This is a genomic window from Neokomagataea tanensis (assembly GCF_006542335.1).
Taxonomy (GTDB): Bacteria; Pseudomonadota; Alphaproteobacteria; order Acetobacterales; family Acetobacteraceae; genus Gluconobacter; species Gluconobacter tanensis.
Map to the genome: position 1 here is coordinate 1825515 of NZ_CP032485.1, position 11881 is coordinate 1837395.

At 49.8% G+C, this 11881-nt stretch carries 16 protein-coding genes; 9 read left to right on the forward strand and 7 right to left on the reverse strand.

Annotated elements, in window-relative coordinates; genetic code table 11:
- The first annotated feature begins 2 nt into the window (after positions 1-2).
- Entirely contained in the window at positions 3-443 is a 441-nt protein-coding gene (locus tag D5366_RS08285; protein WP_170211067.1) for a MarR family winged helix-turn-helix transcriptional regulator, read from the forward strand.
- Positions 444-450: 7 nt separating this feature from the next.
- Here D5366_RS08285 and D5366_RS08290 read toward each other — a convergent pair whose 3' ends face one another.
- Positions 451-936, reverse strand: coding sequence for a YbaK/EbsC family protein (locus D5366_RS08290; RefSeq protein ID WP_141493076.1), 486 nt, complete (start codon positions 934-936; stop codon positions 451-453).
- Between the two features lie 227 nt (positions 937-1163).
- Here D5366_RS08290 and D5366_RS08295 point away from each other — a divergent pair, with 227 nt between their 5' ends.
- From D5366_RS08295 to D5366_RS08315, 5 genes are read left to right on the forward strand one after another with little or no spacing between them, the layout of a single operon-like run.
- A complete protein-coding gene (locus D5366_RS08295; protein ID WP_141493077.1) occupies positions 1164-2042 on the forward strand; it encodes a metal ABC transporter solute-binding protein, Zn/Mn family in 879 nt (292 codons plus the stop codon).
- Positions 2026-2742: a metal ABC transporter ATP-binding protein gene (locus D5366_RS08300; protein WP_141493078.1), complete on the forward strand. Its 717-nt coding sequence runs from the start codon at positions 2026-2028 to the stop codon at positions 2740-2742. Before D5366_RS08295 ends, D5366_RS08300 begins: the two co-directional genes overlap by 17 nt.
- Positions 2729-3544: a metal ABC transporter permease gene (locus D5366_RS08305; RefSeq protein ID WP_141493079.1), complete on the forward strand. Its 816-nt coding sequence runs from the start codon at positions 2729-2731 to the stop codon at positions 3542-3544. Before D5366_RS08300 ends, D5366_RS08305 begins: the two co-directional genes overlap by 14 nt.
- Before the next feature lie 10 nt (positions 3545-3554).
- Positions 3555-3749: a hypothetical protein gene (locus D5366_RS08310; protein ID WP_141493080.1), complete on the forward strand. Its 195-nt coding sequence runs from the start codon at positions 3555-3557 to the stop codon at positions 3747-3749.
- Positions 3750-3751: 2 nt separating this feature from the next.
- Positions 3752-4408 carry an aminoglycoside phosphotransferase family protein gene (locus D5366_RS08315; RefSeq protein WP_141493081.1) on the forward strand — a complete coding sequence of 219 codons (657 nt, stop codon included), beginning with the start codon at positions 3752-3754 and terminating at the stop codon, positions 4406-4408.
- 201 nt (positions 4409-4609) lie between these two features.
- Here D5366_RS08315 and D5366_RS08320 read toward each other — a convergent pair whose 3' ends face one another.
- From D5366_RS08320 to rfbB, 5 genes are all read right to left on the reverse strand, one after another.
- Positions 4610-5623 carry a glycosyltransferase family 2 protein gene (locus D5366_RS08320; RefSeq protein WP_141493082.1) on the reverse strand — a complete coding sequence of 338 codons (1014 nt, stop codon included), beginning with the start codon at positions 5621-5623 and terminating at the stop codon, positions 4610-4612.
- A gap of 52 nt (positions 5624-5675) precedes the next feature.
- Entirely contained in the window at positions 5676-6560 is an 885-nt protein-coding gene (rfbD, locus tag D5366_RS08325; protein WP_141493083.1) for a dTDP-4-dehydrorhamnose reductase, read from the reverse strand.
- Between the two features lie 8 nt (positions 6561-6568).
- A complete protein-coding gene (gene rfbC, locus D5366_RS08330; RefSeq protein WP_141493912.1) occupies positions 6569-7132 on the reverse strand; it encodes a dTDP-4-dehydrorhamnose 3,5-epimerase in 564 nt (187 codons plus the stop codon).
- Positions 7133-7214: 82 nt separating this feature from the next.
- A complete protein-coding gene (gene rfbA, locus D5366_RS08335; RefSeq protein ID WP_141493084.1) occupies positions 7215-8111 on the reverse strand; it encodes a glucose-1-phosphate thymidylyltransferase RfbA in 897 nt (298 codons plus the stop codon).
- Positions 8108-9163, reverse strand: a complete 1056-nt coding sequence (rfbB, locus tag D5366_RS08340; RefSeq protein ID WP_141493085.1) for a dTDP-glucose 4,6-dehydratase — start codon at positions 9161-9163, stop codon at positions 8108-8110. Before rfbB ends, rfbA begins: the two co-directional genes overlap by 4 nt.
- A gap of 277 nt (positions 9164-9440) precedes the next feature.
- Between rfbB and D5366_RS08345 the strand changes: the two genes are divergently transcribed.
- Positions 9441-10145, forward strand: a complete 705-nt coding sequence (locus tag D5366_RS08345) for a histidine phosphatase family protein (protein WP_141493086.1) — start codon at positions 9441-9443, stop codon at positions 10143-10145.
- A 3-nt stretch (positions 10146-10148) separates the two neighbouring features.
- Positions 10149-10385 (forward strand): hypothetical protein, encoded by a 237-nt coding sequence (locus tag D5366_RS08350; RefSeq protein ID WP_141493087.1) that lies wholly within the window; start codon positions 10149-10151, stop codon positions 10383-10385.
- Positions 10386-10429: 44 nt separating this feature from the next.
- Here the strand turns inward: D5366_RS08350 and D5366_RS08355 are convergent, their stop codons facing one another.
- Complete coding sequence (locus D5366_RS08355; RefSeq protein ID WP_141493913.1) at positions 10430-11500, reverse strand: quinone-dependent dihydroorotate dehydrogenase; 1071 nt, start codon at positions 11498-11500, stop codon at positions 10430-10432.
- A gap of 125 nt (positions 11501-11625) precedes the next feature.
- On the opposite strand from D5366_RS08355, the gene D5366_RS08360 reads away from it, so the two are divergent.
- Positions 11626-11841 (forward strand): helix-turn-helix domain-containing protein, encoded by a 216-nt coding sequence (locus tag D5366_RS08360; RefSeq protein WP_141493088.1) that lies wholly within the window; start codon positions 11626-11628, stop codon positions 11839-11841.
- The last annotated feature ends 40 nt before the right edge of the window (positions 11842-11881 follow it).

The window sequence follows — 11881 nt, forward strand, 5'->3', positions numbered from 1 at the left end:
ATATGCAGCAAGATGGCAGAACCGCAGTGCTTGGGCGTGTTATTGGACGGATTGCGCGGTTATGGCGGCATAGAATTGATGCGCGTTTGCAGCCTTATGGTTTGACGGATGCTACTTGGTTGCCCCTGCTGGAGCTTGATAAGACCTCTGATCCTCTTCATCAGAAAGATATAGCTGCTTCTTTAGGGTTGGATAATTCTTCGATGGTGCGGGTTTTGTCCGCATTAGAACAAAAAGGACTAGTCGTCAGGGTGCCTGATAGTAGGGACAGGCGTGCAAGGGCAGTAAGTTTGACGCAGGAGGGAAAGCAGCTCGTGCGTGAGATTTACCGCTTTGCTGGTGAAGTCGAGCGTGAGCTTTTAGCGGACATTCCTGCGAGTGATATTGATGTCACACGCCGCGTCTTAGGTGTTATTTTAGGCCGGATTGACTCGCATCTGTAGCGCGGCATTAGCTTGATGAAAGTTGCGCGGTGATTGCTGTGCACGCTGCCAGAGCATTTTCTGGTGCAATGCTGAGTAAAAGGCCGCGAGCTCCTGCATTAATAATGAGTTGGGGGTGCGCTTCTGTGATCGCTCGCTGCTCAAACGCTGTACGGCACGGTCTTTTTTGCCCGAAAGGGCTTACACCGCCGATTTGATAGCCTGTGTAGTCTTCAGCATCGTGCCGATTCATCATTTTTGCTTTGCGGCCCCCAAAGGCCTGCGCCACAAGAGCAAAGTCCATTTCGTATTCGACGGGCAGGACAACGCAAGCGGGCGTGCCATCCACTTTAACCATAAGGGTTTTGAGAACTGCTTGCGGGTCAGCATTTAAAGCCTGCGCCGCAGCAATCCCCAATTTTTCGACGGTCGGATCGTATTCATATGCGTGCAAATTATAGGGCAGGCAAAGGGCGTCGAGCCATAATGTCGCGGCTGTTTGGTGTTGTGTCATTATTAAAGTCTTTTCTTCAATACAAAATGATATCAGCAAATTTTTTGAATTTGTTCAAAGAGATAATTGCATTAAACAAACTTTGATTTTGTAAGTATTTTTCAAACAAAAGAAAGCGTCAGAAAACAATCTTAGGTGGTGTTTTTGCGGCTGACGGAAAGTCTTATAGCCAAGCGCTTCGTGTTACACTATAACAGGCCGCCCTGCTGTTTGGTTGTGCTGGTTTCATGACGATCTTTTTGCGCTTTGGTATGCTGTGTGCGGCATTGGCTTTTGGAGCCATGGCTCATCCGGTCGATGCTGCTGAATCTGCGCCGTTGCATGTAGTATGTGTTGAATCCGTATGGTGCAACGTGGTCGCCCAGATTGGGAAGCAGCACGTGGACGTACAGTCGATTATTAGCACGCCGGGTATTGATCCGCACGAGTTTGCGCCGACACCAGCGATGGCTAAACGCCTTGCCGAGGCGGATTTCGCAGTCATGAATGGGGCTGTTTACGATGATTGGGCTATGCCATTTGTTCTTCACGCAAAGGGGCATTTGAATATTGGGGAAAAGGTTGGCTGGAAGTCAGGTGACGATAGCCACGTTTTTCTTAATCCGCAGGACGTACGCATTGCGGTGCAAAATATTGAACATATTCTGGTGCAGCTCGAACCTGCTTTTGAGCAGGATTTTAATGCCGGGGCAGCGGCGTTTTTGGCTGATTTAAATTCTATAGATGATCGTCTGGCAGCATTAAGGGCGGAGCGGGCGTATACACCTTACGCCGCTACTGAAACTCAAGGCAGTGCTCTGTTTGCTCAGGCGGGGTGGACTTTATTAAATGCCCGCTACGCGCGGGCTATAGCGCAGCATATGGCACCATCTCCCCGTGACGAAGCCGCACTGGAAACAGCGATAGCGTCGCGCAAAATTACGTTGCTAGTGCTCAACCCTGCCGTAAGGGCACCCCAGTTGGCGCATTTGGAGGATTTAGCCCGGAAAGCGTCGATACCCGTTATTCAGGTAGGAGAGACGCTGCCCGTCGGGCAATCGTGGCAAGGGTGGGTATCTAATATCTTGGACCAAGCCGAAGGGGCGCGGAATGCAGCGCAGCACTGAGGCGGGACCGATACTCTCTCTTAAAAATGTTACGCTTGCCCATGGCTCAAAACGTATTTTGCGCTCTTGCACCTGTGAAATTCCACTGCATGGCTTAACGTTGTTGAGCGGACGAAATGGTGCGGGAAAATCCACATTTTTACAGGCGGTTTTGGGAATTATTCAGCCAGTAGACGGAGAGATTTTGCTTGATGGGCAGCCAGTGCGTCGGGTGCGGTCGCAATTGGGGTATATGCCTCAGGGGCGCAGCGAAATGCCCGGAAGAACTGAAGCGGCCCTCGCAATTCCCGCGTTGGCACATATACGGTCAGCTTTAAATGGTGCCTCATGGGGCTTTTGGGGTGCGCTAGGCCAGCAGAAAAAACTGTTGAACAGTTTGCTTGAGCGCGCCGAAATTCCCTCGGGCCGGACAAGCTACGTTCATCGCCCATTGGGGCAGTTATCGGGTGGGGAGCGGCAGCGTGTAGCTTTGGCGCAGGCGCTGGCGCCTCTGGGTACAAGAAATAATGCTGTCTTGCTTTTAGACGAGCCGATTGCAGCGTTGGATCAGGCTGGGCGTGATGCTCTTCTAGGGCTGCTTAAGCAACTCGTGGCAGCGGGTACGTCAATCATCTTAACGTCCCACGATATGGCTGGATTAGAGGCCATGGCGTCAAGGACAGTGACCTTATTGGAAGAAACGGTGCATGTTTGCGTTTGATTTTATGCGCCATGCGGCAATGGGATGTATTTTGGTTTCGCTGTTAGCGGGCGTTGTCGGCTGGTTTTTGCTGCTGCGTGGTCAGGCGTTTGCTGCACATAGTCTTACACATGTTGGTTTTAGTGGGGCGGCAGGTGCCGTATGGCTTGGCTTGCCTCCACTGGCAGGTATGGGGGTATTCAGCCTAGTTGCTGGTCTAGTTCTGGGCATAGAAAACCTGCGGGAGCGTAGGCCGCTTAATCGTGATGGAATAACGGGTCTGGTCCTGTCCGCTAGCTTGGGCCTTGGAATGCTCTTTCTTCACCTCTCGAACGGTGCCTCTAGTTTGGTTACCACTCTTTTGTTCGGTGATGTGCTAGGGCTAAGCATGGGCGCACTCAAGACGCTAACTATTTTGACCTGTTTTTGTTTGTGTTTATTATTGCTTATTGGGCGCCCACTTCTATTTGCAAGCTTGAATCCGGAGATGGCTTTAGCGAGGGGTGTTCCTGTTAGGATGCTGTCGCTGAGTTTGATGGGTATTGCGGCGATGGCGTGCGCTGTATGCTCAGAAATTGCAGGAGCTCTATTGTCATTCAGCTTAATGGTGGGACCAGCAGCAACGGCGTTAAGGCTAAATCTTTCGCCTTTATGGGGGCTCTTGGCCTCAGTAGTCTTAGCTGTTTTCCTATCGCTGGGGGGGCTGGTTCTCTCTTGGCAAACTGACATACCCGTTCCGTTTTGGATTGGGGCTGGAGCATTAGGGATATACATTTTTGCAGGCTGGGTAATGGCTTGGCGAACACGTTATTTGCGTTTGTGAAGGAATAAAAATGATAGGCTTGAGTGATAGTGATATTTCTTTAGTCTACGATAATATGTCGAATAAAAATAAAATAATAAAGACTTATAAAAACAAAAATAAAGCTTTTCGTGAGTTTTTTGCTTATTCCCTCTTGCGGGGCAGTGAAATTATTCCTGATAATATTTCTCTGGTAGATAAAAATGAATATATATATTTTCTATAGAAATGGATTATATAAATAATTCGGGAATTTTATTTCAGTTTTGTGAAGTAAATGATGGATTTTATTGCGCCGGTGCTTTGCTTGGTAGAATGGTCAAACATTCATCCGCGGCTATTGCCACAAGTGGAATACCCAAATTTCTATTGTTTGAACAATCTAAAGCGTGGGATATATATTTAAAAAATAAAATTGATGGTTGGGAAAATAATATAAAGAAAATGAAAATAAATATTCCGTCGCAGAAAATAGATAAGGCTCTGAATTTTTGTCGTGGAGGCGTGGGTAAGTTTACTTATCAAGATGTATCTTTGATACATGGTGATTTTACAGAGCAAAATATTATTTGGGATTGCGATAAAAAGGATTGGAAAATAATAGATTTTGGAAGTGCGTTGGTGGGAGACCCGCGTTTTGATCTGGGGAAAATCATTTGGCTTAATAGTGATTTTTGCGACGAATTTATGTGGAAGCGTTTCATCGCGGGATGGTGCTCAACCTCCTCCCTCCAAGTGGAAAGGAAAAGTATTATTTTCTACGCCGCAATTCACGCGTTGGCGGCTCTCGATTGGGTCGCGCGCCGTGTTGGAGTTAGTGGCGACATTCCGGACGGAAGCTTAGATTTTTTCATGCGCGCGTCTAAAGTTTTGGAGATGATTTGAAGCGTTTAAAATGAGCTTTGCATGTGGTTTAGAGAAAGATGGATTAGAACGATAAATGCAATAAGCCCTATGTGAAGTATCACAAGCCATTTAAGCGTAATGACATTTGAATCTTCGGGTTTGTCAAAGTTAAGATTAGGAATTTTCATGACGGACGATACTCCACGAAAGATTTCCACCGATTAACGGCGAAAAAGAATTTTAGAGCAAGTCTTTTTTATATTGTTCCTTTCGGAAACTTCCAAGAAGGAACCAAAGCTTAAAAGTAATATTCTCCAGTCTCCCTTGGCGACGGAATTTGGGGTGTCTTGTCAAAAAAATAAAACGCTCGAAAAAGGATTTTGCATTTATTAGTTCCTCTAAGAAAAAGCGATTTTCCGAGGGTAACTGTTGAGCATGGCTGTACAGGTTGGCAGCATTGGCTTCAAACATATTAAGGAACGCAAATGGGCCTCGCGTTAAGGCTTTGAAGGATCGTTGAATAAATGAGGATTGAGCACCGACTGAATTTGATTGGTGTTGTCTATACAGTAGGGCGGGGACAGGATCATATCGTATAGTGCTGTTGAAAGATGTAGTAAGAAGCATCATCCACCAGTCGTGGTATATTAAAGTTGATGTATTTATAAAATTCAAAGAAGTATTTCTGAGTTTTTTATTAAAAACCATGCTCATGCCGCTAGCGACATTTTGTGTAAGAGTGTTTTGAAAGTTTATTTCTTTCTGAATAAAAGAAGATTTTCCCGTGATTTTAAGGCTCTGATCGGTCATGTAATAACCGGAAAAATATAAAGCATTTTGTTCAGAATGGGTTGCGCCCAACGCGGCAACGGCTCTTTCTAGTTTGTCAGGTAGCCAGACATCGTCTTGGTCTGAAAAGGCGTAATAGTCGTGGGTGGCGGCATTTGCCATAAGGCTAAAGAAAGAACGCTGTACGCCTAAGCGTGGCTCTTCGGTGGTAATCTCGCTGCAGCGACCTAGGCCATCAGTTTGAGCAAAATAGCGAATTATCTCGAGACTATTGTCGGATGAGCCATCATCACGCCAATATAAATGCCAATTTGTGTGCGTTTGGTGAAGATAACTGCTCAGTTGTTCGGCAAGGAACGCACTGCCGTTATAGATGGAAAGCAAAATAGCGACTGAACTGGCCGCGTGTTTTTGATGCGTAACGCTGGGTGTTTCTGTGCGCTGGAAAGATTTTGCGTTAGTCATTTGCGTAAAATAGTGCCCGATGAGATGCGTTTAGATCTCACCGGGCATACAATTAGGCAAATAAACGAGCAACTGTTTGTTGGACGCTATCTTCCCAAGCCGGAAGGCGCACACCGAAAACGCGCTCGAGCTTGGAGCAGTCAAGTCGGGAGTCTTGGGGGCGTTTTGCCGGGGTTGGCCAGTCTTCGGTACGAATGGCTGTAACTTCCGGCTTTTTTTGCCCATGCTCGGCGGCGGCATCAAGAGCTGCTACGGCTAAACCATGCCAGGTTGTTTCGCCTGTCCCTGCGGCGTGATAAATCCCAGCAAAATGAGGTTGCCAACCTTCGTTTTCAATTTTGGCGAGAATTGCCAAAATCGCAGCTGCAAGGTCATCGGAACTGGTTGGATTACCGTGTTGGTCACCGACAACTTTGAGGGCAGGGTTTTTGGCGCCAGCATTAATCATCGTTTTAACGAAGTTCTTGCCGTGCGCGGAATAGACCCATGCCGTACGAAGGATAACAGTTTTTGGGTTGGCCGCTAGGACAGCCTGCTCACCATCAGCCTTTGTGCGGCCGTAAACTGTCTGCGGAGTGGTTGGGTCTGTCTCTTGATAAGGGGATCCCTTATCTCCAGAGAAGACGTAATCTGTCGATACATGGATGAAAGGAATACCTGCCTCAGCGCAGGCCTTAGCGAGTTCTTCTGGCCCGGTATGGTTGCCGCGCTTTGCACCCTCGCTTTCGCTTTCAGCCAGATCAACGGCAGTCCACGCAGCGCCATTCACAACGGCGCTGGGTTTGATGCTGCGGACAAGTTCTGCAATTGCTTCAGGGTTATCAAAGTCAAATTCAGGCCGGCCAACACGGTGAATGCGTGTGCCGCCGATATTGCTGAGGGATGTGGCAAGTTGTCCGCTGCCGCCAGTAACAAGAATGGTCTGTGTGGTAGACATGTCTTCTCTCACTTTTCGTACTGGAACCAGCCTTTGGCTTCTGAGAAGTGGGGTGCAATTTTGTCTTTGTCAGACAGCACAGCGTCTGCTTCTGCGACAGGCCAATCAATTTTCAGCTCTGGGCAGTTCCAGATGACGGCGCGTTCAGACGCTTTGTCGTATAGGCCGGTGCATTTGTACTGGACTTCAGTGTCTTCTTCCAAAGTCACGAAGCCATGCAGGAAGCCGGGGGGGACCCAAAGCTGTGACCAATTATCGGCTGACAATTCAGCGCCGACCCACTGACCATAGGTAGGGGAGCCTGTGCGAGCATCCACGGCAACATCCCAAATGGCACCGCGAGTGACGCGTACCAGCTTGCCCTGAGCATGGGGGGCTAGCTGGCAGTGTAAGCCGCGTACAACGCCTTTTTGCCGGGATAGGCTTTGGTTGTCCTGTACGAATGGTAGGGCGATGCCAGCATCTGCCATGCGGTCAATATTATAAGTTTCTGAGAAGAAACCGCGATTGTCACCAAAGCGAGGTGGGGTCACCAAAATGACGTCTGGAATAGCTAAGCGCTCAACCTTCATGGCGTCTTCCTTTGGGCAAAAAGATGTTGTGATTGTAGGATGGACTGGCGTCCCCATGGCGAGGGTCATGGGGACGCGGGTTTCAGTGGCCGTGATCTGCTAGTTCCAGCAGGAGGCGTCCAAGCTCTGTCTTACGCATTTTCTGCGCGTAGTTCCGCAGTTGGTCAGCTGTGATAAAGCCGTTTCGGAATGCAACTTCAGCAGGTGAGCCGACGAGCATTCCTTGGCGTGATTGGATAGTTTGCACAAAGGTTCCAGCCTGCATGAGGCTGTCCGGAACGCCTGCGTCAAGCCATGCGCAACCGCGGCTCAAACGGTCAACCTGCAATGTGCCTTCTTCAAGGTACATGCGGTTGAGGTCTGTGATTTCCAGCTCACCACGCTCGCTCGGTTTGACCTTTTTAGCAAATTCTACAACTCGATGATCGTAGAAATAAAGACCGGTAATTGCCCAATGAGATTGAGGATTGACGGGCTTTTCTTCGACTTCGAGCGCTTTGCCGTTTTCATCAAACAGCACGACACCGTAGCGTTCTGGGTCGCGGACCTGATACGCAAACACTGTTGCGCCTTCAGGGCGTTTAGCAGCAGCGCGCAGCATGACGCCAAGATGCTCTGCGAAGATCAGATTATCGCCAAGGGCGAGTGCGCATGGCGCGCCGTCAATCCAGTCTTCAGCAATAAGGAATGCTTGCGCTAAGCCATCTGGGGAAGGCTGCTCACGATACGTAAATCGCACGCCGTATTGCGATCCATCGCCGAGAAGGCGCTTGAATTGCGGTAGGTCATGCGGTGTCGTGATGATCATAATATCGCGAATTCCCGCTAACATGAGCGTGGAAAGCGGATAGTAAATCATCGGCTTATCGTAGACCGGCAGAAGCTGCTTAGAGGCAGCCAGGGTCATTGGATGCAGGCGTGTTCCTGACCCACCGGCCAAGATAATGCCTTTCATCTGGGTGCTAGCAGCGACAGTCATGAGCGCGTTCCCAAGCGTTGGCCGGTGTAACGTTTAGAACGAATACCTTCCCACCATTCGCGGTTGTCGAGGTACCATTGGACAGTTTTACGGATACCGGTTTCGAAGTCGTGCTTGGCTTTCCAGTCCAATGCATTTTCGGCATGGCTGGGGTCAATCTCATAGCGGAAATCGTGCCCGGGGCGGTCGGTAACGTAACGAATGAGGCGCTCGCGCGGACCTGCTGGGTCAGGAATAAGTTCGTCCAGCACGGCGCAAATCGCTTTTACAACGTCAATATTGCGGCGAGGTTGGCGCGCGCCGATAGCGTATGTTTCGCCAGGCTCACCGCGCTCTACGGCACGGACGAGGGCTTCAGCGTGGTCTTCTACGAACAGCCAATCACGGACGTTTTCACCTTTGCCATAGACAGGCAGCTCTTTACCTTCGATCGCATTGATAGTGACCAGCGGGATGAGTTTTTCGGGGAAGTGCCAGACGCCGTAATTATTGGTCGTGTTTGTTACGAATGTCGGGAGACCATACGTGTGGAACCATGCTCTGACCAAGTGATCAGAAGCCGCCTTGGAGGCTGAGTATGGGCTACGAGGATCGTACGGGGTTGTCTCTGTGAAGGGCGGATCGTTCGGTTCGAGATGCCCAAAGACTTCATCCGTAGAAATGTGGTGGAAGCGGAAGGCTTTCTTCCGTTCTGCATCAAGAGGCGTCCAGTATTTACGCGCTGCTTCAAGAAGGGCGTATGTACCAACAACGTTTGTTTGAATGAAGATGCCCGGACCATCAATCGAACGGTCAACGTGGCTTTCTGCAGCCAAGTGCATAACAGCATCGGGCTGGTATTCGTCAAAAAGTTTTTGGAGTTCAACACTATTGATAATATTGGCATCCGCGTGGCGGTAGCGCGGGTTCGAGGCGATTTCAGCCACCGTATCTGCAGATGCCGCATAGGTCATGCAGTCGACGTTCAGGACGTCGTGATCGGTATTGTTGATTATGTACCGAACAACGGAGGAACCGATAAATCCACAACCGCCAGTTAGTAGAATACGCATCTTTTCCCCTTGGTCATGGTCGACATTCCTTACATGAAATATCAGAGCTAATTATGCAAAGCACACCTTACAGTAACGTGCAAGCAACGCAGGTCATCTTGTGAAGTTCATAGGTAAAATAAATTGTTCTTGTCGATATTATTACAAAGAGCAGCAAAAATGGGCTGATGGGGATTTCTTGGGCAAGGATTCGTCCTAAAAAACTAAAAACAACACGGTAAAATCGTCATTTTTATGCAATTATCATGACAACACGTTAAGCCTTATGGAATTTAGAATGTCAGACAAGACGCAAATTACTCCTCCCGAAGCGCATGGCCATTTTCTTGATGAACCGGAATTGCCTTCAGGTGTAACGCGGTTTTGGCTGATACGTCATGCTGTGGTCGAGCCGGAAGCTCGCAAAGTAATGTATGGCGCGCTGGATGTAGCACTCTGTGCTCAAACAATGGCGAAACAAAAAGCGGGTTACAGGTCGCTTGCGCAGCGCTTGCCGAAAAATGCTGTATGGGTCAGTTCCCCTCTGCAAAGAGCGCGGGAAACGGCTCGTGCCCTGATAGAGGCATCAGAAGGTCGGGAAGATATAGCGTCGTTGCAAGTGGATGAGCGGTTTGTCGAGCAGTCCATAGGCGATTGGCATGGAACGCCGCATCAGGAGTTTCCTTCGCTGTTGTCGCTACCACCAAACCCGTTTTGGTCTCTCGCGGCGACAGAAACGCCGCCCGGAGGGGAAAGCATGTTGGACGTGGGTGCGAGAGTTGGTAAGGCCTTGGAGGAGCGTGCTGCGCTGAATGCTGGGAAAGATACAGTTATAGTAAGTCACGGTGGCGCTATACGGGCAGCTTTGGCGCATGCGTTACAAGTGCATCCGGAGACAGCTCTAAGGTTCACGATTCAGAATTTGTCGCTCTCTATTATTGAGCGTATTGGTGGTATTTGGCGGGTAATTAAAGTAAACGAATTGCCTGATTTTGGGGGCTGATCCATGTCGAATAAAGTGTTGAGCGCCAACGATAACGTAGACGATAAGCTAAAGCAGCGTAAATTAGTAATTAGAGTCGTCGGTATGACGGCTGGGTTTATATTGTTTTTGGTTTTTCTAGGTATAGCATGTGCAACAACGACAATGGATGCACAAAACCATGTTCATACTAACTGGTGGTTACTGGCGATAGCCTTCTTCTGGGCTATGGTTTTCATGTATCATATTGGTTTTTCCTAATGCTTTTAGGGCCTGTCCTCCTCGAACAGGCCCTTAGACTTCTTTTACGGTCTATCTACCCCAAAAGCTTCTTCCAGTGAGTTGAAGCCATCGTCTCGCATGCTTTGCAGTAGTTCTGCTTTAAGGCGAGGGAGAATGGATGCGCCTTCCAGAATGAAGGAGGTGTAGAGCTGAACCATGCTGGCACCGAGGCGGATACGGTCCAAAATATCGCGGCCAGTTTCAATGCCGCCTGCGGAGATGAGAGTAAGGCGCCCTTTGTTGATAGCGGAGACATGCTGAAGGACTTCGCGTGCTCGACTGGTCAAGGGACGGCCTGATAAGCCGCCACTTTCGTGAGCGTGCGGGCTTGTGAGGCTATCCGGACGAGCAATTGTTGTGTTCGTTAGAATAAGGCCTTGGGCTCCGCCATTAATTGCGGCCTCTAGAATGGGCGCATAGGCCGCATTTGCCATATCGGGTGCAAGTTTGATGAGTAGAGGTGGGCGCTCTGCGTTACGTTTGTTAACTGCATCAAGCAGTTGAGTGAGAAATTCCGCAGATTGTAGGTCTCTCAAACCCGGCGTGTTTGGTGATGACAGATTGATGGTGATGTAATCGGCATAAGGGCGCACTCTGGCAACGAGCTCAGGGTAATCTTTGAGCGGGTCCGCGCCAGTTTTGTTGATGCCGATATTCGCACCGAGGGGGGCGAGGGGGCCGCGGAGCCGCCCATTGGGCTGTGGGCGATGAAGGCGTGCAAGGTTGCGGCAGAAGCGATCAATGCCACAGCCATTAAAGCCCATGCGGTTAATGATCGCGCCATCCTCTGGCAAGCGAAACAAACGAGGCTGAGGATTGCCCGGTTGAGGGCGTGGCGTCACGGTGCCTGCTTCGACGTGGCCAAAGCCCATGCGTGTCAAGGGGCGTACAGCGCGGGCATTTTTATCGAAACCCGCTGCCAAGCCAATTGGGTTCGGAAAGTGCAGCCCTAAGCATTGTACGCTGAGGCGTGGGTCATCTTTGGGGGCTTTGGGTGTGAGGCCGAGTGCCATTGCAGTAATGGCGAGTTCATGAGCGGGTTCCGGCTCAAAACGATGCAGGAACGCAGTGGCGATTTTATTCATATCGATCATGAGGGCGAAGAGTAGCACGAACTGGTCAAATTGGGAGATAATCCGACGATTCTAATTCGCGCTAATCCGCGTGATGAGCGTTTCAAGGGGTTGGCCTAGGGCGCAGGACAGGATAGGAGCAACGTATGTGGGACGAACCCTATCTCGAAACGTGTTGCCGCTCTACTTTGCACAGGCTGTTGCTTTGTGCAGATGTTGGACGGCCGGAAGGGCTGAAAGATCAGCCATGCCTGGAGCGCCTTGAGGCGATGGGGTTTGTACACCATCGTCCAGACGGCCGCTATGTGCTGACGGAGGCCGGAAAAGAGAGGCACCGTACAGAAATTGCCCCACGCAGGTGATCGCAATTGGCCGGAATGCAAAAGCGCAAACCCGGCCAAT